The organism is Turicibacter sp. St.80E1, from assembly GCF_059728495.1.
This window is the reverse complement of the sequence record NZ_AP039386.1, coordinates 1,106,075-1,129,733: the sequence shown is the minus strand read 5'-3', so window position 1 is coordinate 1,129,733 and position 23,659 is coordinate 1,106,075. Positions and strand designations below refer to the sequence as shown.

General features: G+C 38.6%; 21 protein-coding genes. 2 read left to right on the top strand and 19 right to left on the bottom strand.

Going from position 1 to position 23,659, the window contains the following annotated elements:
- Positions 1-26: 26 nt before the first annotated feature.
- Positions 27-2,351, bottom strand: a complete 2,325-nt coding sequence (locus AC6I0I_RS05515) for a hypothetical protein (protein WP_497993660.1) — start codon at positions 2,349-2,351, stop codon at positions 27-29.
- Between the two features lie 309 nt (positions 2,352-2,660).
- On the bottom strand, positions 2,661-2,987 hold the full coding sequence (locus tag AC6I0I_RS05510; RefSeq protein WP_411040344.1) for a VanZ family protein: 327 nt from the start codon (positions 2,985-2,987) through the stop codon (positions 2,661-2,663).
- Between AC6I0I_RS05510 and AC6I0I_RS05505 the strand changes: the two genes are divergently transcribed.
- Positions 2,966-3,658 carry a sensor histidine kinase gene (locus AC6I0I_RS05505; protein ID WP_497993669.1) on the top strand — a complete coding sequence of 231 codons (693 nt, stop codon included), beginning with the start codon at positions 2,966-2,968 and terminating at the stop codon, positions 3,656-3,658. The genes AC6I0I_RS05510 and AC6I0I_RS05505 overlap by 22 nt on opposite strands.
- Before the next feature lie 55 nt (positions 3,659-3,713).
- Here the strand turns inward: AC6I0I_RS05505 and AC6I0I_RS05500 are convergent, their stop codons facing one another.
- The 16 genes from AC6I0I_RS05500 to AC6I0I_RS05425 all read right to left on the bottom strand — a co-directional run bounded on the left by AC6I0I_RS05500 (position 3,714) and on the right by AC6I0I_RS05425 (position 20,848).
- Positions 3,714-4,766 carry an ABC transporter substrate-binding protein gene (locus tag AC6I0I_RS05500; RefSeq protein ID WP_262953965.1) on the bottom strand — a complete coding sequence of 351 codons (1,053 nt, stop codon included), beginning with the start codon at positions 4,764-4,766 and terminating at the stop codon, positions 3,714-3,716.
- Positions 4,767-4,773: 7 nt separating this feature from the next.
- Positions 4,774-5,553, bottom strand: coding sequence for an ABC transporter permease (locus AC6I0I_RS05495; RefSeq protein WP_262953966.1), 780 nt, complete (start codon positions 5,551-5,553; stop codon positions 4,774-4,776).
- A complete protein-coding gene (locus AC6I0I_RS05490) occupies positions 5,547-6,392 on the bottom strand; it encodes an ABC transporter permease (protein ID WP_262953967.1) in 846 nt (281 codons plus the stop codon). Before AC6I0I_RS05490 ends, AC6I0I_RS05495 begins: the two co-directional genes overlap by 7 nt.
- 2 nt (positions 6,393-6,394) lie before the next feature.
- Entirely contained in the window at positions 6,395-7,438 is a 1,044-nt protein-coding gene (gene potA / locus AC6I0I_RS05485) for a spermidine/putrescine ABC transporter ATP-binding protein (RefSeq protein ID WP_262953968.1), read from the bottom strand.
- A gap of 23 nt (positions 7,439-7,461) precedes the next feature.
- Complete coding sequence (locus AC6I0I_RS05480; protein ID WP_262953969.1) at positions 7,462-8,004, bottom strand: helix-turn-helix domain-containing protein; 543 nt, start codon at positions 8,002-8,004, stop codon at positions 7,462-7,464.
- Positions 8,005-8,258: 254 nt separating this feature from the next.
- Entirely contained in the window at positions 8,259-10,085 is a 1,827-nt protein-coding gene (gene typA, locus AC6I0I_RS05475) for a translational GTPase TypA (RefSeq protein ID WP_262953970.1), read from the bottom strand.
- 126 nt (positions 10,086-10,211) lie between these two features.
- Complete coding sequence (gene holA, locus AC6I0I_RS05470; RefSeq protein ID WP_161832700.1) at positions 10,212-11,177, bottom strand: DNA polymerase III subunit delta; 966 nt, start codon at positions 11,175-11,177, stop codon at positions 10,212-10,214.
- Positions 11,178-11,571: 394 nt separating this feature from the next.
- Positions 11,572-13,770, bottom strand: a complete 2,199-nt coding sequence (locus tag AC6I0I_RS05465; protein ID WP_262951041.1) for a DNA internalization-related competence protein ComEC/Rec2 — start codon at positions 13,768-13,770, stop codon at positions 11,572-11,574.
- On the bottom strand, positions 13,760-14,335 hold the full coding sequence (locus AC6I0I_RS05460; protein WP_161832698.1) for a helix-hairpin-helix domain-containing protein: 576 nt from the start codon (positions 14,333-14,335) through the stop codon (positions 13,760-13,762). The genes AC6I0I_RS05465 and AC6I0I_RS05460 overlap by 11 nt, the downstream gene beginning before the upstream one ends.
- Before the next feature lie 103 nt (positions 14,336-14,438).
- A complete protein-coding gene (locus tag AC6I0I_RS05455; RefSeq protein ID WP_497993659.1) occupies positions 14,439-16,790 on the bottom strand; it encodes a collagen-like domain-containing protein in 2,352 nt (783 codons plus the stop codon).
- Between the two features lie 276 nt (positions 16,791-17,066).
- Positions 17,067-17,792, bottom strand: a complete 726-nt coding sequence (locus tag AC6I0I_RS05450; RefSeq protein WP_161832536.1) for a class I SAM-dependent DNA methyltransferase — start codon at positions 17,790-17,792, stop codon at positions 17,067-17,069.
- Positions 17,792-18,136, bottom strand: coding sequence for a ribosome silencing factor (gene rsfS / locus AC6I0I_RS05445; RefSeq protein ID WP_161832535.1), 345 nt, complete (start codon positions 18,134-18,136; stop codon positions 17,792-17,794). Before rsfS ends, AC6I0I_RS05450 begins: the two co-directional genes overlap by 1 nt.
- Positions 18,137-18,150: 14 nt before the next feature.
- The gene (gene yqeK / locus AC6I0I_RS05440; protein ID WP_161832534.1) at positions 18,151-18,711 is read right to left on the bottom strand and encodes a bis(5'-nucleosyl)-tetraphosphatase (symmetrical) YqeK; all 561 of its coding nucleotides are present in this window, start codon (positions 18,709-18,711) and stop codon (positions 18,151-18,153) included.
- Between the two features lie 3 nt (positions 18,712-18,714).
- Positions 18,715-19,008, bottom strand: a complete 294-nt coding sequence (gene yhbY, locus AC6I0I_RS05435) for a ribosome assembly RNA-binding protein YhbY (protein ID WP_161832533.1) — start codon at positions 19,006-19,008, stop codon at positions 18,715-18,717.
- A 192-nt stretch (positions 19,009-19,200) separates the two neighbouring features.
- Positions 19,201-20,310, bottom strand: a complete 1,110-nt coding sequence (gene yqeH / locus AC6I0I_RS05430; protein WP_161832532.1) for a ribosome biogenesis GTPase YqeH — start codon at positions 20,308-20,310, stop codon at positions 19,201-19,203.
- Between the two features lie 16 nt (positions 20,311-20,326).
- A complete protein-coding gene (locus tag AC6I0I_RS05425) occupies positions 20,327-20,848 on the bottom strand; it encodes a YqeG family HAD IIIA-type phosphatase (protein WP_161832531.1) in 522 nt (173 codons plus the stop codon).
- Between the two features lie 164 nt (positions 20,849-21,012).
- On the opposite strand from AC6I0I_RS05425, the gene sigK reads away from it, so the two are divergent.
- Positions 21,013-21,702 (top strand): RNA polymerase sporulation sigma factor SigK, encoded by a 690-nt coding sequence (sigK, locus tag AC6I0I_RS05420; RefSeq protein WP_161832530.1) that lies wholly within the window; start codon positions 21,013-21,015, stop codon positions 21,700-21,702.
- 33 nt (positions 21,703-21,735) lie between these two features.
- Here sigK and AC6I0I_RS05415 read toward each other — a convergent pair whose 3' ends face one another.
- Positions 21,736-23,658, bottom strand: a complete 1,923-nt coding sequence (locus tag AC6I0I_RS05415; protein ID WP_161832529.1) for an NAD(+) synthase — start codon at positions 23,656-23,658, stop codon at positions 21,736-21,738.
- Position 23,659 lies beyond the last annotated feature (1 nt).

The following is a 23,659-nucleotide window of genomic DNA, read 5'->3' as shown; positions in this document are numbered from 1 at the left end:
TTAAAAATAATCACCTAATGAGACTATTACCCTTTTTCAATAGGCTCATGTGATTCAATTGTTATAACTGGATTTGATAATGTACTAGCCGATGCACTAGTATCCAAATTGGTGACTTTAACCCCTACTTTACTTGCTGGTGTTGTATTAATAAAGGCAAAGTTTGAATTTTGTTGAATTGGATCCCCTAATGCATAAGTTTCTGTATCACCTGCAGGAACAACAATTGGTTGAATAGAGGCCGTTACCCCCGTTGGACGGATTTTAACAAAAATCGTTTGATCAATAGATTTAGATGTATCAAATAAAGCTTGGGCCTCAGCACCACCAGGAATATCACCTAACTCTGCTGATGCGGTATAAATACCATACGGAGTAAGTTTAATTGGTCCATTAATCGTTACACTTGGTACCCCCGCCACACTTACTGATAACGGTGCGCCTTCCGCTGTTGTTACTGTCATAACTTCTGGGAATTTTACGTCTAATCCAGTAACTTCTACTGCTCCATCAAGGGTTACACTTGATACTCCTGTTACACTCACCGCTAATGGCGCTTCTCCTTCAGTTGTGATTGCCATAACTTCTGGGAATTTTACATCTAATCCAGTAACTTCTACTGCTCCATCAAGGGTTACACTTGATACTCCTGTTACACTCACCGCTAATGGCGCTTCTCCTTCAGTTGTGATTGTCATAACTTCTGGGAATTTTACGTCTAATCCAGTAACTTCTACTGCTCCATCAAGGGTTACACTTGATACTCCTGTTACACTCACCGCTAATGGCGCTTCTCCTTCAGTTGTGATTGTCATAACTTCTGGGAATTTTACATCTAATCCAGTAACTTCTACTGCCCCATCAAGGGTTACACTTGATACTCCTGTTACACTCACCGCTAATGGCGCTTCTCCTTCAGTTGTGATTGCCATAACTTCTGGGAATTTTACATCTAATCCAGTAACTTCTACTGCTCCATCAAGGGTTACACTTGATACTCCTGTTACACTCACCGCTAATGGCGCTTCTCCTTCAGTTGTGATTGTCATAACTTCTGGGAATTTTACGTCTAATCCAGTAACTTCTACTGCTCCATCAAGGGTTACACTTGATACTCCTGTTACACTCACCGCTAATGGCGCTTCTCCTTCAGTTGTGATTGTCATAACTTCTGGGAATTTTACATCTAATCCAGTAACTTCTACTGCCCCATCAAGGGTTACACTTGATACTCCTGTTACACTCACCGCTAATGGCACTTCTCCTTCAGTTGTGATTGTCATAACTTCTGGGAATTTTACGTCTAATCCAGTAACTTCTACTGCTCCATCAAGGGTTACACTTGATACTCCTGTTACACTCACCGCTAATGGCGCTTCTCCTTCAGTTGTGATTGTCATAACTTCTGGGAATTTTACATCTAGGTTGCTAATCTCAATTCCATTTACTTCAAGAGGCCCATTAATCGTTACCGTTGGTACACCTGCTACACTGACCGCTAACGCTAAATCTTCGGCTGTCGTTACTGTTATAGTTTCTGGAAAGTTAATATCAAGCCCTGTCACTTCAACTGGCCCATCAATTGTTACGTTGGCAACACCAACAACATCAACGGCTAATGACTCCCCTTCAGTTCTAACCACAACTGGCGGAATAGTTGCCACATTGACATCGATAGGATATTCAGCAACAATTGTTAATGTCGGATTAATTACATTAACATCTATCACCCCGGGTTGTGGTTCACAATCTATAATCGTACGTTGTGTAACCCATACCCCAGATACATTCCACACAACAATTTCAAATGTATCCTTCTCATAGCATTCACATCGTGACTGATATACCCATTGCCCTGTATTTTGATCCAATTCTAAAACCCCATGACGTGGTTTTTGACAAACAAAAAAGAAGTTACGCGCTGGACAAGTTCCTTCAACATCGACACAACCTGTTATTGGTTGGGAACAATCTCCCTTAACAAAAACAGGAGACTTAACACCCAATTTACAACAAATACAGTCAACTTCAGGTAATTCAACTGTTGATACCCGTTGCCCCATTTCAGGAACAAATAAAATTGTTGTTTCCGTCTCTTTAACGACAACCATTTTATCATTAATAGCCTTTAAAACAGCCGCACGTTCATCTAATTCACGATAAAGATCCTGTGGGTAAACGACTTCCATTACCGCTAATCGTAATTTAGGTTTACCAAATTCATTTTGAACCGCTTTTATTTTAAAAACTGGGGACTCCTCGCGCCCATACTTAGCAAAAAGGTGGCTTCCGCGTGCATTCGAAATCATAATCAAACTATCGATTTGATTACTTCCAAAATTGCTATTCATATATTCACCTCATTTATATATTAAAATCAATCTAGATTAATATGAACCTGTTATAAACTGGTCACAAGATATTATATTAATTAAATATTTTTTCGGTACTAATTATAAAAAATAAACCTTTTTTTCCAAAACAATCACCACGATATTCCGCTAAGGAAAGAGGAAAATAGCCTAAAAAAATTCACTTCAACAGTCAAAAGATTCGAATAAATGAGATAAAAGACAATCATGTCCTCCACAAAAAAATTGAGGGGAATTGACTCCCCTCAATTGCTTCATTAACTCGACTCCACTCCTCATTCAAATGAACTAAATCATACGAAATAAAATTAATTCCCAGATCACATTTGAAATAAGCGAACCGAGAAAAAACATCACACAAAAAACGAAAATTATCGTTGAAAAAGGAGGGATGGTTTCATCTTCTAGGGCGACACCCTTCAACCATTTAGATCTTTTAATGCATTTTTGATAAAAAACAAATCCCAAATAGGCACCAAATGAATTCATGATTAAATCATTAATGTCTGTCAATCGAAGTGTAAATAATTGGGCAATCTCAATTCCTAACGCTAAAAGAAGCCCACTTTTAACTACACTTTGCCACCCTTCATATCGTTTGGGCCAAAGAAGCAGCCTCCCATGAAATCAAAGCACCACTAAGCGTCATGATTACACACACTGAAACCCTTAAAAGGAACCTAAAAAATGATCCTCAGACATTCAACCACTTACACATCCTCGATTTAGAAAGTAATCGGCTCTCAAAATTAGTTAACGATTTATTAACCCTCGCTTCCTCTGATGCGAACAACTGGTCTTTCATCCCAAGTGCCGTCAATATCGACACCTTATTAATCCACCTCTATGAACAATACGAAACTGTCTGCCTCCAAAAAAATATTACTTTAACCTTAAACCTTTCAGATGAAACATACCCCGTCCTTTATACCGATTCAGAACGGCTCCTACAAATTCTTTGCATCTATCTTGAAAGTGCCATTCACCATGCGAAACAGACCCCAAGCATTGAAATCAAAACAACCCTGACTTCTAAACAAATCACCTTCTCTATCATTGATCACGGGGAAGGAATTAAAGAAAAAGATAAGCCCTATATCTTTGATCGTTTTTATTGTGCGGATCCCTCTCGAACCCATCAAAATAACTTCGGACTTGGACTTAGTATCGCTACCGAACTAGCTAAACGGTTAAATGGAACTATTGGATGCTGTGACACCCCGCTAGGAGGGGCGACATTTTACTTAACCTTACCGATAAATTCCTATCAAAAGAAAAAACGTTGACTCCTTTAACAGAATCAACGTTTTTTCTTTTGTTTTAATAACGAGTTATTATCCCTTATTTTCGATTAGGAGCCGCTAAAACTTGCGTCCATATATCATCGTACTGTTTAATAAATTCTCCTGGATCACGGAAGGTTTCCATCGGTAAGGTCGCTAATAATTCTTCCGATGGACTATACGCGTCATTTTGTGTCCATTCTTGGTCAGCCACCATTTTTAAGGTTTCTGTATTTGGCGTTGAATACATCACGTACTCTGTATTCATCAGCGCAATATCCGGGCGTTGCATAAAATTGATAAATTCATGAGCTAACTCCACATTTTGCGCCGTTTTTGGAATAACCATCGAATCAACCCAAATATTTGAACCCTCTTTCGGAATCACATAGTTCATGTTTTCATTTTCATCCATAATGTAGGTTGCATCCCCAGAATAAACAACAGCCAATGCGGCATTTCCGGCAATCATATTGTCGATGACTTGATCCGTCACATAAGCATACACAAGTGGACGTTGATCAATTAATAATTGTTTCGCTTCTTCTAACTCTTCAATATCATGCGTATTCATTGAGTAGCCAAGCAGTTTTAATGCCACCATTAACGAATCTCGCTGACTATCATACATAAAAACATTTCCTTTATAGGCATCATCCCATAAGACGGACCATGAATCAACCGGTTCTTTTATCACCGATTGATCATATAAAATACCGACCGTTCCCCAAAAGTAAGGAACCGTATATGAATTTTCGGGATCATATGGGAGATTTTTATATCTCTCATCAATATATTGAAAATTTGGAATCAAGTCATAATCAAGTGGAATTAACAAATCATCTTTAATCATTTTTTCAACCATGTAATCAGATGGAAAAGCCACATCATAATTGGTTCCACCCGCTTTAATTTTTTGATACATCGTCTCGTTTGAATCGTATAATTCATAAATGACTTTACAATTAAACTCTTCTTCAAATAGATTTAAGACTTCACGATCAATATACTCCCCCACGTTATACACATACAGTTTTTCGCGCGTATCTCTTGAACAGGCGCTTAATAATAAAGCAATTGAGGCTACGAACATCATCAATCCTTTTTTCATTTGATGATTACACCTCCCTTTTCTTTTTAATTGATAAATTATTTGAAATTAAAACTGAGACGAGAATGAAGCTAACCATAATGGTTGCCAACGCATTCACCGTCGGACGAATCCCGCGTTTTGCCATAGAATACACTTCAATCGATAAATTTGTTACTCCATTTCCAGCCGTAAAATAACTAATGACAAAATCATCAATTGACATCGTAAACGCCATCAATGCCCCCGCCATAATCCCAGGTAAAATTTCAGGAATAACCACTTTTCGAATCGCCTGCATCGGCGTCGCCCCTAAATCCATCGCCGCTTCTGCTAAATTCGGATTCATAGCATACAACCGTGGCAATACCGATAAAACAACGTATGGAATACAAAACATAATATGCGCAAGCAACATCGTTGTAAATCCAAACTTCATTTTTAGCGTTTTAAACAGCATCATTAACGCAACAGCTAACACGATATCCGGACTAATCACCGGCAAATAGTTAACATTTAACACAAAAGCCTTCGTCTTTTTTGTTAACTTAAAAATACCAATTGAAGTAAAGGTTCCAACCACAGTTGAAATGGCCGTCGCCAATGTAGCAACAATAATCGTATAAAAAAGTGCCGTTTGCATCTGAGAATCCTGTAACAATTCCTCATACCAGTGCAACGAAAAGCCTGTCCATTTCCCGCTTGACTTCGACTCATTAAAAGAAAACACAATTAAGACCGCAATTGGCGCATATAAAAATAAAAACATAATCGCTAAATAACAGCGTGATAACCATTTATTTACCATGGAAGTGCACCCCCTGCTTGTCCATCTGAATCAAATCGTTTCATTAACCAAATGGATAACAAGATAAAAATCATTAAAATCATCGATAACGCTGAACCAAAATACCAGTTCCCCGTTAATAAAAATTGTTTTTCAATCAAGTTACCAATCATCATGAATTGTCCTCCGCCAAGTAACTGTGGAATCACAAACGTACTCACAGCCGGTAAAAAGACCATAATCACCCCCGTAATAATTCCAGGAAGCGTCAACGGAAACACAACTTTTGAAAACACTTGACGATTGTTCGCTCCTAAATCACGCGCGGCATCAATTAAATTTTTATCGACTTTCGCAATCGCCGTATGAATCGGTAATACCATAAATGGTAAAAAGTTATAAACCATTCCTAAAATAATCGCAAAATCAGTATACATAATATCAACTGGTGCTAAATGAAAGAACTCCAAAATATTGTTTAAGATTCCGTTCTTTCCAAGGATTGAAATCCATGCATACGTACGAAGTAACATATTAATCCACATGGGCATAATGAATAACAGCAATAAAGATGACTGCTTTTTAGGATGACACTGTGCAATGACCCAGGCTAACGGATAACCGAGCAATAAACATGCCAAAGTTGACCATACTGCAATCCATAACGAACGAGCCAGCGTCGAAATATAAATGGGACTAAAAAACTTAACATAATTATCAATAGTCAAGCGAAAGGCCATTGGATTTCCATCGCTTGGATCAATCAGACTATAAAGAAAAATCAAAAGCATCGGAATAATAATAATAATTGAAATCCAAACGATGTATGGATAACTTAACCGTTTTGTTGATTCATGCATAATTAAATCCCTACCTCCATTACATGAATATCAGCCGGTGCGACTATCATCCCAACAACTGACCCGACTTCGGCACTTTGTGTACTATGGACAATGTATTCTCGCCCTTCCACCATGACAATAATTTCATAATGCACCCCTTTAAAGATGACACTATCTACCACCCCGGTAAAGGCCCCTTTCTCCTTATCGACAATTTGTAAGTCTTCCGGACGAATTACGACTTCAACTACCTCATTTGGATTATATCCACGGTCAACACATTCAAAGACGTGCCCTTCAAATTCAACTTTATAATCTTCAAGCATAATGGCATCTACAATGTTACTTTCTCCAATAAAGTTTGCCACAAAACGATTGCGCGGTTCGTTATAAATATCGACTGGCGTTCCAATTTGCTGAATAAGTCCATCGTTTAATACAACAATCGTATCTGACATCGTTAACGCCTCTTCTTGGTCATGGGTAACGAAAATAAACGTAATTCCCATTTCTCGTTGAATTTCTTTTAATTCATATTGCATATCTTGGCGTAACTTTAAGTCAAGAGCCCCAAGGGGTTCATCGAGTAATAATACTTTTGGACGATTGACAAGTGCACGGGCAATCGCAATCCGTTGTTGTTGTCCCCCTGATAATGAGTCAATCCGACGATTAGCGAAATCAGTAAGTTTAATCATTTTTAACATACGGTTTACGCGTTCTGTAATCTCTGACTCCGGCACCTTTTTCATACGCAGTCCGAAGGCAATATTATCAAATACATTTAAATGTGGAAATAGAGCGTATTTTTGAAATACCGTATTAATTTCTCGCTTATAAGAAGGAATTTGAATTAAATCTTTTCCTTTAAACACAACTTCACCCGAAGTCGGCGTGTCAAAACCACCAATAATACGTAATAACGTCGTTTTCCCACAACCCGAAGGACCTAATAACGTGACGAACTCATCCTCGTGAATGGTTAAGTCAATCCCTTTTAAGATAATATCCCCATCGTATTCTTTTGTTAAATTTTTAATTTCAATTAACGGTGTTTTTGTCACACGAAACTCCTCCTTATATCAAACTAAAATGTAGGTGGTGTTGACACCCATAAGACAGACGCTAGCTTCTTAGAATTGTTTTTCAATTTATGATCCACATCCGCTTTATAATAAAAGCTTTCACCTTGCTTCACTTTATAACGTTCATTACCAAGGACTAATTCAACCTCACCTTCTAAGACGTACCCAAACTCTTCGCCGTGATGCGGTTCATCGTCATAGGACATCCCCCCTGGTTGAAGGTCGATAATAATCGGTTCCATCTCATTTTTTTGAGCATTAGGAATAATCCAACGGATGGTCATATTATAATCAGGTTCCTCTTTCACAAAAACATCCTCTTGCTGGAACACGATTTTTTCATCTTTCTTTTCATCCGCAAAAAATTCGCCAAGCGTTGTTCCTAAAGCCTCTAAAATGTCAACGAGGGTTGCAATCGATGGGGAAGCTAAATCGCGCTCCACCTGAGAAATATATCCCTTTGTTAATTCTGTTCGATCCGCTAATTCCTCTTGAGTTAGCTGGAGTTCCATTCGCAAACGTCTTATTTTTCCTCCTATAATCACCTTAACACCTCGCTACACCTTTTAAACTATTTGTTTACTTTTAATAAACTATATTTAATTATAATGGGAATGCTTTTTTTGTCAACATCCGTCAAACAAAAATAAACCTTTTTTAAATATTTTTCACGTGACTATTTAAAATGAGCTTGGTTATCATCAATTTTCCATCAAGAATCTTTCTCTTTTAGTTTCGGGATTCTTATCTATTCTATACAAAAAAAATCCTAGGAATAAAAGTCCTAGGATTTTTCGTCTTATTCAGCGCTACGTTTACGTTTGTCGTATTTTTTACGCTCATTTGTATCTAAAATTTTCTTACGGAGACGAACTGAAACTGGTGTAATTTCTACTAATTCATCTTCATTAATGTATTCTAACGCATATTCTAAAGTAATTAAACGTGGTTTCTTTAAAACAACAGTATTATCTTTTCCGGCAGAACGACAGTTTGTTAATTGTTTCGCACGTGTAACATTAACCGCTAAGTCTAAATCTTTATTATTTTCTCCAACAATCATTCCTTCATAAACTGCTGCTCCTGGTTCAATAAACATAATTCCACGGTCTTCAAGTCCCATTAATCCGTAGTTTGTTGATTTTCCGTTTTCCATTGAGACTAATGCTCCATTTTTACGTTCACCAACTGATCCTTTTTCCATTGGACGGTAGTCTGAGAAAGTGTGGTTAATAATTCCGTATCCTTTTGTTAAAGTTAGGAATTCAGTCATAAATCCAATTAACGCACGTGATGGTACATCATAAATTAAACGAACTTGACCGTTTTCATTGTGAATCATATTTTGTAATTGACCTTTACGGTATCCCATCGCCTCAATAACACTTCCAACATGTTCTTCTGGCGCTTCAATTTGAACATACTCATATGGCTCACATAATACACCATCAATTTCGCGGATAATAACTTCAGGTTTTGAAACTTCTAATTCAAATCCTTCTCGACGCATGTTTTCAAGTAAAATTGATAAATGAAGTTCTCCACGTCCTGAAACCACCCATTCCTCTTTCGTTCCAACACGTTCAACTAATAATGAAACGTCGCGTTGTGTTTCACGGTATAAACGTTCATCGATTTTTGAGGCAGTGACATGTTTTCCTTCTTGTCCTGAAAATGGTGATGAGTTGGTTGAGAACGTCATTTTTAATGTTGGCTCATCAATATGTAAAATAGGTAAAGCTTCTTCTTTTCCAATCTCACAAACTGTTTCACCCACGTTAATATCTGGTAATCCTGCAATGGCTACAATATCTCCGGCTTCTGCTGATTCAACTTCTACACGTTTTAATCCTAAGAAACCAAATAATTTTGTTACACGGAATTGTTGCACACTTCCATCTAAGCGACAAATAGAAACCATTTGATTCACATTCATCGTTCCGCGAACAATACGTCCAATTCCGATACGCCCCACATAATCATTATAATCTAATAAAGCAGGTTGGAATTGTAATGTCCCCGTTGGATCCATTCCTGGATCTGGAATATTTTCTAAAATAGATTCAAAGATAGCTTCCATATTTTCTTCTTGATCCGCTGGATTTGAACTTAAACTTGCTGTTCCGTTTAAAGCTGAACAATAAACAACTGGGAACTCTAATTGATCATCATCTGCCCCAAGTTCAATAAATAATTCTAAAACTTCATCCACGACTTCTTCTGGACGTGCAGCTGGGCGGTCAATTTTATTCACCACAACAATAGGTGTTAATTTTTGTTCTAACGCCTTCTTTAAAACGAAACGTGTTTGTGGCATCGTTCCCTCATACGCGTCAACAACTAATAACACACCATCTACCATGTTCATAATACGCTCAACTTCTCCCGCAAAATCGGCATGTCCTGGCGTATCCAAAATATTAATTCGATAGTCTTTATAATCAATTGCTGTATTTTTTGCTAAAATCGTAATTCCGCGCTCGCGCTCGAGATCATTTGAATCCATCACGCGCTCAGCAACTGCCTCATTTTCACGGAATGTCCCCGCTTGACGTAATAATTGGTCTACTAATGTTGTTTTTCCGTGATCGACATGGGCAATAATCGCAATGTTTTTAATATTCATATAGTCACCTCTGACTGAGTATTTTTTAATTTGTCCTGAAATATTATACAACAAAAGAGGTAATTATGTATCGAAATTTGACTGAAAAATATGAAAAAATTTTCAAAGCCTTTTCATTTTCATCAATTATAGATTAAGGATAAAAATTTCAAGGGCGAGTTCTTTATTTAATACCCCGGTTTTAATCTTATAATCAAGATCGGCTAACTGAAGCAAATACCCTTTTAAAACCTCGGGATTAAACCGGTGGGACTGGCCATGAATTAATTTCACACGGTATGGATGAACATTTAACGTCTTTGCAATATCCGCTTCGCGGTACCCTTTCTGACTCAACTCCACCACTTGCGCCATGAGTCGAAACTGATTCGCGATTAAGATGAGTAACTTTAACGGCTCTTCATTTTGAGTCATCAAATCTTCGTAAATCAAATACGCCTCTTCAATGTTTCGCTTCACGAGCGCATCTGTTAATAAGAACACATTATCTTCAAGCTGTCTTGCCACCAATAAATGAATAACCTCTAAGGTCAACTCCTTAGAAGAGGCCTCCATAAAATAAAGACTAATTTTTTCAATCTCTTGGTAAAGCATATCAATTTTAGCATGCGTCAACTTAATCAATAAATCTAATGAATCAGATTCGCACGTAATGCCTTCTTTTTCTAATTTTTGTTTCGCCCATTCTTTTAATGATTGCTCAGAGTACGTTTCAAACGTAAATACTTCCGTTTTCTTCTTTAAGAGTTTTACCAATTTTTTTCGGTCGTCTAATTTGTCGTACGGAGCATAAATAATCAAAATATTATCCGTTTTAGGATGTTCTAATACGTCTGTGAGGACCGTTAAATCATGCGCTTGATCGGTCTTTCCCTCTTTTGCTGTTAAAAACGTTGGATTTTTAATAATGATTGCCTTTCTATCACTTAAAAAAGCCACGGTCTGCAAATCAAAAATTGCCTTTTGAACGGTCGTTTCTCGCATATCATAAGAAATCGTATCGAAAGGTTTGATTTGATGCTTGTTTAGTAATTCTTGTATCTTCTTCTCACATAAAACAGCCTGTTCACCGAGAATCGTATAAATTGCCATTCTGTCACCTCGCCCTTATTTTAGCATAAATCACGAAGTAAATTCCTGATTTTCTATCCCTATTTTAAAAAATAAGAGGTTTTAGTCTATTAAACGCTAGAAACGTTGAAATATACGTTTAAAGAATTGTCTAATTTTTTATTTTTATCCTCTTTATCTGCTCCTCTTCATTCAAGATATCTTCTAAAAAAACTAGCTATCTCCCGTTTTATTTGTTCAACCATTTTTTAAAACTCTATTTTTAGAGAATTGTCTAATTTTTTTATTTTTATTCTTTCATCTATTCGAAATATTTTTAGACCATTTCCTCATTCTTTATTTTTTATACATTAGATTTTTCTTTTAAAGTTATCATTAAAAAAAACAATTAGGGGGTTTTTCTAATTTTTAAAATTTAAGATTCTTGAATGGCGACTCGAACGGAAGGTTTTTTATTTTTTATGCGGATTTGGATACTTCCCTGATGTTGGGTATTCAATGAGGGAATCTCTAACTGCTGTAAAGTTTCTAACACTTCCGGGCTTGGATGGTTATATCGATTATTCTTTCCACTAGAGATAATCGTTAATTGCGGTTTAATTTGTTGTAAAAAAGGAGCAGAATTTGACGTTTTTGATCCATGGTGCGCCGCCTTATAAATATCGGCCGTTAACTGAGGGTATTGCCTCATAATCTCCGCCTCAACCTGTGCACTCGCATCCCCCGTCAATAAAAAATCAACGTCATCTAACTGCACCTTCATCACAAGCGATCCATCATTTTCATCTTTTGGCATTAAATCCGATTGTAAAAATGTCATAACCTGATTGCCACACCGAACTTCATCTCCTCGATTAGGCGATAGAACAGGTACGCCCATTTGAGTGGCTAACTGAATAATTTCCTTTAAGGTATCGCTCGTTGATCCTTTTGGCACGACTAAGCGTTTCACCTTAAATCGCTTCAGTAATGCGGCGGCCTCTCCCACATGGTCAAAATCACCGTGCGTCAAAATCAAATAATCAATCTCCCGAACCCCTTCGCCGAGTAAATACGGTTCTAATGTTCGCTCAAAAAGAGGTTGTTTCTCCCCTGTAAATGAGATTTTACCTCCAGTATCAATGACCGTCGTACACGACTGATAAGGGGACTGAATAATCGTGCTATCCCCTTGCCCGACATCCAAAAAGGTCACCTGAGGGGGATGATTGAACAAACGAATACTTTCTAGGCTGACGCCTATCACGATTAAAACAAAAAGTGCTTGCCACCCCCCCCTTGGCCGTTCTAATAACCACCCAACCATAAATAATCCGCAAATCACACAAACAACCGTCGTTAAACTTAAACGTCCCGTAATCCACCTCACGTTTAAAACCTGTTCGCTAACTACGACGAGTTGTTCAAATAAGGCCAGGAGCCCCTCACTTAAGGTCGCAAGCGGAGGAATGATTAAAACTAAAAGCAAGAGGGGGATTAAGAAAACACTAACTAACGGGACTAAACAAAGATTAGCTAGATAACTCGCGACGTTAAGTTCATAACTTTGAAACAATTGAATCGGTAAGACCGAGAGCTGAGCAATCAACGGGATAAGCGCAAACGATAACTTACCCTTTAATCGGTTCATAATTGATTGCGTGGCAATTAAACAAAACGTGAGCCAATAAGAAAAAATAAATCCGGTCTGATAAACCTGCAAAGGGAAGACGATGAAATTAACCAAAAAAACAAGTGAGAATACATCTAAAGATGAGAACTTCCACCTCAAACGCTGATTTAAGCGCATCAAAATAGCCATCCCTCCCGCTCGGACAATAGATGGACTCGCCCCGCTTAAGCACATAAATCCAATCAACAACACCATTAGCAAAGCATCAGACAACTCTGAAATCATCCCTAATCGTTTGAATAAATACCCTACCATTCCCACCAATAATCCAACATGAAGCCCACTAACCGCAAATAAATGAATGATTCCAAGATTCGAATAACTCTCACTCATCTCTTCATCCAAATCATCACGAATCCCCAAAAACCAAGCTTGTAAATAAGTGGCCGTCCGAGACGGATACCGCTCCTTCACCCAATCGGCGACTTGACGTTGATACTGCCTTGGGCTCCACTCATGCGCAATCACCCGTGTTTCGTCTAAATAAATCGTCCCTCCCATCCCGCTCGATTGTAAATAAGCGTTAAAATCAAACCCGTGAAATACCCGAGGCTCCTCTACAAATGAAACCTCCTCATTTACCTCAATCCAATCCCCTGGCAAAAGCTTAGGAGATGCTGCCTGAAGCGTTAAATAAAAACAGCCCGATTCCGTCCAAACCTTTGCCGTCTGCTTTGTTGAACTCTGTTTTTTAACCTCGAGCACTTTCGCCTGTTCAATATAAAGGGGGGTCTTTGAAACCCGAGGGAGAGCTAGTAAGGAAAATTCAACATAAATCACAGCGATCACGCCAATAAGGAAATAAATCCAGTATGTCTTAGGAAATCGTTTAAAATAGACAAAACCAATAAAAAGGAGCAAAAAAACGCCTTCCTTTATTAATAATGCGACAATAATAATTAAAACAATATAAATGAAATGGTGTCGAAATTTAAAGTTCAAGATAATCACGCAACTTTTCTAATGTTTTCTCCCCAATTCCACTCACATTCGTTAATTCATCCACTGAGTTAAACATCCCAAATTCCTCCCGATAATTAATAATGGCCATCGCTTTTGCAGGACCAATCCCCGGTAACGTTTGAAATTCTTCTAACGTGGCTTGATTGAGGGAAACCTTTTTTTCTCCTTCGGTTTCATTTACTCTTTCCGCTTGTGGCAAAGGTTCATCGATATGGGGAATATAAATGACCATCTCATCCCTTACTTTTTCTGCTAAATTCACCGCATTCACATTCGCTGTTTCTAAGAACCCCCCTGCTAACTCAATGACATCGTGAACACGGGATGTCGATTCCACTTCATAAATTCCAGGGATTTTCACCTCACCTTTTAAATCAACGACATAAACAAGTGGCTCTAGTATGGGGGGAGTGGGCTCTATCTCTTCACTTACCTCCTCAAAGCTGGCTAGTGGGAGTTCCTGACTTTCTTCCGGCCGTTTCATAAAAAAGAGTAACCCTGTCGCTATCAGTAAACAACCGATGATTATTAATTGTTTCTTCATTAAATCACCTCTTTTTAATATACGCTAATTTTTAGCCATTTCCTTTTTGAGAAATAAAAAAACTATCTCCTTTTTCATCAGAAGATAGTTTTGCCAAACAGTTCTACATGAGGGCAGAATCGGATAAACGAGCAATTGACAAATAACCCGCAGAACCAGATTCTTGACTATTGACAATCCGGATTACCCGTTGAGTCGTATTCACAACGCTGAAGTTAACCTCTTCATCCATGACATAAAAACAATAGGTCACATTTAAAACAGGAGTTGAATGTGAATCATCTTCACAAGCGTAATTACTATAAGGTGCCGCCAATGGACTCGGACCTCCGTTTGACCGCGTAAACGTTAATGCTAAACCATACGTTGAAAATCCTGTTGCAATAGGATATCCCGGATTCAATGAGCCATGTGGATAAAGTTGAATGGTTGAGGACAGTAAATAAACACCTGGTTTCGTTAAAGTAAAGACTCCCGTCTCTTCATTATAACTAATCCACGGATACTCCCAAATCCCATTCCAAATAAGTTGCCATCCATCAATCGATGCCCCATTGTCAATTTCTTTTCCTCCTGTTGTAAAGTCTGGCTGATTTAAAACGTAGTGTACAGCTCCAATTGCACTTGGTCCGGTTGGTCCGGTTAACCCTCGGGGTCCAGTTGGTCCGGTTGCTCCTAGTTCACCTTTTGGCCCTGTTGGTCCTTGCACTCCTCTTGGTCCCTGCGGTCCAGTCGGTCCCGTTGCTCCCGTTAATCCTCTTTCGCCTTGTTGGCCTGTTGCCCCAGATTGTCCCTGAGGTCCCGGTTGTCCCTGAGGCCCAGGCTGTCCTTGGGGCCCTTGGGGCCCTTGTTGTCCCTGCGCTCCTTGGGGTCCTCGGGGTCCCTGTGGTCCTCGGGGTCCGGTTGGTCCCGTTAATCCTCTTTCACCTTGTTGGCCTGTTGCCCCAGTTAACCCTCGTGGTCCTTCTGGTCCTTGCGGCCCGGTTGCTCCTGTGAACCCTCTTTCTCCTTCCGGTCCCATTACCCCAGGTTCCCCTTGTAACCCTTCAGGTCCTTGCGGTCCTTCAATTCCCCTCGGTCCTTGCGGTCCAGTCGGTCCCGTTGCTCCTAGTTCACCTTTTGGCCCTTGTGGTCCGGTTGCTCCCGTTAACCCAGGTTCCCCTTGTAACCCTTCAGGTCCTTGCGGTCCTTCAATTCCCCTCGGCCCTTGCGGTCCAGTTGCTCCCGTTAACCCAGGTTCCCCTTGTAACCCTTCAGGTCCTTGCGGTCCTTCAATTCCCCTCGGCCCTTGCGGTCCAGTCGGCCCTTGTGGTCCTTCAATTCCCCTCGGTCCAGTCGGTCCCGTTGCTCCTGTTAACCCTCGCGGTCCTTGCGACCCCCTTTGTCCAGGTGCTCCTTGGGGTCCTGTTGGCCCGGTTGCTCCCGGTTCACCTTGAGGTCCTTGTGGTCCTTCAATTCCCCTCGGTCCAGTCGGTCCGGTTGCTCCCGTTAACCCTCGCGATCCTTGTAGCCCCCTTTGTCCAGGTGCTCCTTGTGGTCCTGTTGGCCCGGTTGCTCCTGTTAACCCTCGCAGTCCTTGTGCACCTCGTAACCCTGTTGCCCCTTGTGGTCCTGTTGGCCCGGTTGCTCCCGGTTCACCTTGAGGTCCTTGTGGTCCTTCAATTCCCCTCGGTCCAGTCGGTCCGGTTGCTCCCGTTAACCCTCGCGATCCTTGTAGCCCCCTTTGTCCAGGTGCTCCTTGGGGTCCTGTTGGCCCGGTTGCTCCTGTTAACCCTCGCAGTCCTTGTGCACCCCGTAACCCGGTTGCTCCTTGTGGTCCTGTTGGCCCGGTTGCTCCCGGTTCACCTTGAGGTCCTTGTGCACCTCGTAACCCTGTTGGTCCTTGCGGTCCAGTCGGCCCTTGTGGTCCAGTCGGTCCCGTTTCACCTTGAGGCCCTGTTAACCCTCGGGGTCCTTGTGCACCTCTTAGTCCTTGTGGTCCCGTTGGCCCAGTCGCTCCCGTTTCACCTTGAGGCCCTGTTAACCCTCGGGGTCCTTGTGCACCTCTTAGTCCTTGTGGTCCCGTTGGCCCAGTCGCTCCCGTTTCACCTTGAGGCCCTGTTAACCCTCGTGGTCCTTGTGCACCTCGTAGCCCTGTCGGTCCCATTGGCCCAGTCGCCCCTGCTTCACCTTGAGGCCCTGTTAACCCTCGTGGTCCTTGTTCACCTCGTAGCCCTGTTGGTCCCGTTGGCCCAGTCGCCCCTGCTTCACCTTGAGGCCCTGTTAACCCTCGAGGTCCTTGTGGTCCTCTTTGCCCAGGTTCTCCTTGCGGTCCCGTTGCTCCTCGTGGTCCCCGTGGTCCAGTCGGTCCCTCACATGGGCATACGATACAACAACCATATTGATCAGGACAACAATATTCTGATTCGTGGCGGCAATAATTTCTATCATTATTATCTTTTGTATAGTTTGACATTTTCTTCACTCCCTGATCGAAATAAAAATGGATAATTTATCCACTATATATATTATAAAAAAATAAATAATCCGACCCTAAAAACTGCCTATAAACTTAAATTAATAATTATTTCTATATTTATGAAAATAAGATTCTTTATTTACAAGAACATGTCTGAAACGAACAGAATGAGTGAAGAAAAAAAGGATTTGAAAGTTATTTCTTTCAAATCCTTCAAAGAGGAGACACCGATATTAGTCCGGTCGTTTATATATTTCAATGATTGTATCACCTTTATTTTTGAGCAACGAGGATTATTCTTTCACTTTCCTCAGTCGGTGCTTCATCTAAAAAGTCGGCAGAAATTTCTAAAACCTTAAATCCGATATCTTCCATCCATTGCACATATTCTTCTATCGCGAATGTCCGTTGATAATGAGTTTCTTCAAAACGTTCGTAACGATCCCCTTCACGTTTAAAGAAAGTTAATTCATGCTCAATACTATACGGATATTTTCCTTCACAAACGTGCCAAACATAAGTTAAATCAGGATTTGTATCTGCAAAAAGATAATCTTGAAAAATTTCTGTTACCTTAAATAACGAGTGAACATCAAAGATTAAAATGCCCCCGTCTTTTAAACTTTCATAAAGATGGCAGAATGTTTGAAAAACCTCTCGATCATTCTTTAAATAGTTCAAAGAATCAACATAAATAACAGCACCGTCAAACCCACTAAATCCTTCTAAGCGTGACATATCCTGTTGAACATATTGAATACCTAGTCCCTCTGCCAACGTTTTTTCATACGCCAAGGACAGCATTTCTTCTGATAAATCAATCCCTGTCACTTGATACCCTTCCTTCGCTAAAAGGATAGAGATCGTCCCTGTTCCACATCCTACATCTAATATGGAACTACCATGTGGTAAATATTGCTTCGTTTTAGCAATCCATTTATGGTAAGGAACATCCTGCATTAAAATATCATAGTAATATGAAAATGCCTCATATGCCATTAGACTAACATCCCTTCCACATTCACACGTGGAACATCTGCCCATAATTTTTCTAAATTATATTCTAAACGGGTTTCTGGCGTAAAAACATGAACAATGATTGTTCCGAAATCAGCTAACACCCACTCGGCATGATGTGCCCCTTCAATATGCTTTAGGCTTAATTGACTAATCCCATCTAAATCTTTTAATTCTCGAATAATCCCTTGTGCTAAACGATCATTTTTAGCCGTTGTAATAATCATATAATCATAAATTGGGGAATGATTTTTCATATCCAAAACAACAATATCATCTGCGTGTTTATCATCTAAAGCTTTTACAAACTGCGCTAAAATTTCCATATTAATCAACTCCATTATAAATACTGATAGTAATATTCATACGCTGCTAACGTATCTGGATGAATATCCGCTTTTGACTTCTGGCTTAAATAGGCGACAGTATCCGCCAACGTTTTAGCAACCGCCATATTTAAATCTTGCTGGACCAACTCACGAATAGAATCAACACCAGGTTGTGTCCGCCCCGGCTCAATATAATCAGCTAAAAAAATAATTTTTTCAAGCGTTGTCATGTTAGGACGTCCTGTTGTATGATATTTAATTGCATTCAAAATATCCAAATTCTCAATATGGTACTCCTCTCGGGCTATGATGGCTCCTACGGGAGCATGCCACACCAACGGACTATACTTTAAATAATCGGTTTCATTTGCCGACTCAAGCTTTTCCTTCAAACAATCATTTGATAAATATTTTGCAATATCATGTAATAAAGCTGCTAGTTGTGCAGATTCTAATGAAACCTGATACTGCATCGCCAATTTTTCACTCGTTGATACAACACCTAACGTATGTTCATACCGTTTACTCGGCAGCTGCCCTTTAACTTGTTGTTTTAACTCTTCTAACTTCATCACTTACCTCGGTAAAATAATCTGTTTCTTTTTACTCGACTCTTTATAAAAAACGATTGTTTTTCCAATTACTTGAACAACCTCAGCCTCAATCACCGACGCTATCTCCTCTGCAATTGACTTCGGTTCCTCCAAACAATTTTGTAAAACCGAAACTTTAATCAATTCACGTGCCTCTAACGCATCATACACCGTTTTAATTAGGGGATCATTAACCCCATTTTTTCCTACTTGAATAATGGGCTGCATTGTATGTGCGAGACCTTTTAAATAACTCTTTTGTTTTCCTGTTAACATTCTGTTCACCTCTTCATTTTTTCTTATTATTTTATTTATATCGTCCTCAATATGCTTTATAAAAATAAGAAGATCTGACATTAATAAATAAACTACGTATGATTAATTGGCTCTCTTACTAAGCCTCATTATACCGTCCTTTAAAGCTATCTTCCCCTGTAGACAAAGCAGATTACGTATCATTTAGTTTTTTTAAATTAATGATGGTCTAACTAATACACCGACACCTTTTGGTGCATAGACCGTTATCTGCTGACCTGCTCCCATTAACGTTATCCATCCAAGGCCTGAAATAACGAGGTCCGTTTTTTCTTTCCCGATGTGGTACACATGTTTTTCCATCGGAGCAACACCGTTCGATGTTTCAACGATAGGTTTTAAAACATTTCCTGCCTGCGTTTTCCATAGGCAATCTGCTTTTTCTAATTTTGTACGATGAATATGCAAGGCATTTGAAAAATGAGTAATAAAAGAAGTACGCTCCCCTTTGACGAAATCCATTCGGGCTAATCCGCCAATAAATAGCGTTTGTTGCGGATTTAATTGGTAGACACCTGCCTTGATTTCCTTTTTAGGAGTAATTTCCTTTAAAACTTTAGGTGAGACATAATGAGCTAATTGGTGTTCGTTAATAATCCCCGGAGTATCAATAATTGATGTTTTTTCATCGAGAGGAATTTCAATAATATCTAATGTTGTCCCCGGAAAATGAGATGTTGTTATAACATCTTCTCGTTCTTCCGTAAATCGTTTAATAATGCGATTCACAAGTGTTGACTTTCCAACATTTGTACAACCGACAATATAAACATCTCGTCCTTTACGATATTTTTCAATCATTTCCATTAACTCATCTATTCCTAGTCCTTTTGCAGCACTTACTAATGCAACGTCTAGTGGCTTTAATCCAATTTCCTTTAATGAGCGTCTCATCCAATGATTTAGTTTCGTTTTATTTACTGATTTAGGCAATAAATCAACCTTATTTCCTACTAATAAAATATCATTTCCATTAATATGACGCGATATTCCTGCAACCATACTTCCTGAAAAATCAAAAATATCAACAATATTTATAACAAGCGCATCTGATTCTCCAACTTTTTGTAAAATTTTCAAAAAGTCGTCGCTTGTTAATGAAACATCTTGTACTTCATTATAATGTTTTAATTTAAAACAGCGTTGACAGTAAATGAATTGCCGATCCATTTTCTCAATACTTGATTTAGGTGTATAACCTATCTCCTTAGAATTTATTGTTTGAATGGTTGCTCCACAACCAATACATTTTAATTCTTCCATAAAATCCTCCTCGATATTAGTCTAAATACGGTGGAGTTGGTAATTGACGTTTCTTTAGCCTTTTCACGACAAGCTTTTCGAGTTGACGATTTAGCTTCGTCGAACTTTCATCCGAATGTAGATGTACGGGTTCGACTAAAATCATATATAAACCAAGACGTTTAGCGACTAAGACATCCGTCATCAATTGGTCTCCAATCATTACGACTTGTGAGCGATCGTATTGTTTTAAAATTCGGCTCAATTTAACTTTTAATGGTTTCAATGCCTTATGATGAGCAGCTTTAATTTTTAAATCTTTTGCAAAGTATGCGACACGATCTTTGTTATTATTCGATACAATTATAACCTCAAATCCTAACTGTTTTGCCTCATCAAAAAATTTCAAAATTTCAGGTGTTGGAGCTTTAACAGTTGCTCCTACTAATGTATTATCAAGATCCGTTAAGATAACACGCTTTCCATCTTCCTTTAATTTCATCAAATCTATTTGGAATATATTTTTTACATATTCATCTGCTACAAAATAACGAATCAAAAAAAACTCCCCTTTCATACTTCAATACTATTGACCACAAAATCGAATGACATTTTTCTGCGTATTCATTTCATTTTATCATAAATTCACAATAGTTTTAAGTCTATCGACAGAAAGTTACGCATATAATCTACTAAGTCAATCCACGAGGGAGGTTCTTGCTTATGTTTTTGTTTCAATTTATCGCCTCACTCTTCTCAAACCTTGTACCATTAGTTGGTGCGATTAATAACCAGGCCTTTCCTAGCCCATTAACAGCTGAGGAGGAAAAATATTATCTTGAACAAATGGCTAACGGAGACAAAGAGGCACGTGAGAAGTTAATCGAACATAACTTAAGACTAGTAGCTCACATTGTTAAAAAGTATCAAAATCAAAACGATGATAAAGAAGACCTTATTTCTATTGGTACCATTGGTCTTATTAAAGCCATTGACTCCTATTCACCTGATAAAGGAACAAAATTAGCCACTTATGCTGCACGTTGTATTGATAATGAGATCCTGATGCTATTTCGTTCATCCAAGAAATCAAGAAACGATGTTTCATTATATGATCCGATTGGTTTTGATAAAGAAGGAAACGAAATTTGTCTCATTGACGTTGTCAAAGATAATGGTATGAGTATTAATGACGTTGTCATTCAACAAATGGATTTGGAAAAAATCGAAAAAAACTTAGATCAACTTACCGAACGTGAACGAGATATAATTGTTCGAAGATTTGGCCTTGGCCATCATCAAGAAGAAACACAACAGGAAATTGCTAACTCCTACGGAATTTCCCGAAGTTATGTTTCACGAATTGAAAAGCGCGCACTTTTAAAACTGTACCGTGAATTTATTAAAAACTAAAGACGGGAAAAGGGGATAAGTATCCCCTTTTTCCTATAGTCGACGACGATAGTCTGCATCTGATGGCATACGCCAATCCGTCCGTGGAGAAAGAGAAATATCTAATACTTTAGGTCCGTCCGGCATAGCTGAACGTTTAAATTGTTGAGAGTAAAAACGACGATAGAAAATCTGTAAATATTCTAATAATTTTTCTTCAGAAAACTCGTCTTTAAATGCTTCTTTCATTAAGAGATAAATACGATCTTCTGTATCCCCGTTATTAAGCATATGATATAAAATAAAGTCATGAATTTCATATTTACCAATAATCTCTTCCGTATGTTGTGGCGTGTCAATTAATTCTGGTGAAATCGGAGTATCTAACACATCGGCCAATGTTTCTTGCAATAATTTTGCATCTTCTTCATTCATTGTTAATTCCTCTGATTGAAGGCACATAAACTGTTTAACCATAAACTTGACTAGTGTTTTAGGAATCCCTGCATTAATTGCATACATAGACATTTGGTCTCCATTATAAGTACACCACCCTAAGGCTAATTCGGACATATTTCCCGTTCCTAAAACTAAACCATTCATTTTATTCGCTAAATTCATTAAAATATTAGTCCGTTCGCGAGCCTGTGCATTTTCGTAAGTAATATCAATTTCTTTAGGATCATGACCAATTGTTTCAAAATGAGATAGGACAGATTCTCTTAAATCAATATCATGATGTGTAACTCCTAACACTTTCATTAATTGGTTAGCATTTTGATTTGTTCGTTGAGATGTTCCGAATCCTCTAATAGTATAAGCCATAATATTTTTACGTGGTATCTCAAGGAGGTCAAATGTTTTAGCCGCCAATAATAAAGCAAGAGTTGAGTCTAACCCACCAGATACACCAATTAAAACTTTATCCAATTTAGTGTGCTCAATTCGTTTAGCTAATCCTGCCATTTGAATATTCATCATCTCTTCAAATGCATCTTTTAAATCATTTTTTGGAACAAATGGAGTAGAATCAATGGTTTGTTCAAATTTATAGTGTTTATTTTCAACAAGATTAAATGGAATGTGCTTTATATAATCCATATTATCTTCTGCACTTTGTCTAAAAGAAGACGAGCGACGACGATCAAACTGAATATTAGAAATATCTAAATCAGCAAACATAACATTTAAATCTTCGCGTGAAAACATGTCTGATTCAGCTAATAATGTTCCATTCTGGGAAATTAAACTATGGCCACCAAAGACCCCGTCCGTCGTTGACTCGTACACCCCAGATGAACAATAAATATAACCTGCAGCAAGTTTTAAACTTTGAATACGAACTAAATCTTTACGAGTTTTACTTTTTAAGTAAACCTCATTACTCGTTGATAAATTTAAAATAACGTCTGCTCCATTCAACGCTAAACGTTGACTTGGAGACGAGGGAACCCATAAATCTTGGCAAATTTCTACACCAAATGAAATTCCTGATTGATGATGATCAAAAATAAGTGATCCAAATGGAACTTTACGACCTAAAAACTCGATTTCATCATAATGTTTAACAATTTCATACCCGCGTGTAAACCAACGCTCTTCATAAAATTCCATGTCATTTGGAAGATAAAACTTTGGAATAATTCCTAAAATCTTATCCTTTTGGATGACAATAGCACAGTTATATAAATTTCTATGAATTGAAATTGGTGCCCCGACCGCGCACACCCCTTCAAACGGATTATTTATTAATAAGTGTTCAATGGCCGTTTTAACATCTTGCAATAAATATTCTTGAAATAATAAGTCTTGGCAAGTATATCCGCAAATAGATAGCTCCGGAAATACTAAAATTCCTGCTTGGTGATCTTGGGCTACTTGTAACGCCCTTAACATCACATCTACATTTGCCATCGGATCTCCTACTGAAACTTTCGGCGATGAAGTCGCCACTTTTAAAAATCCATGATAAAACATG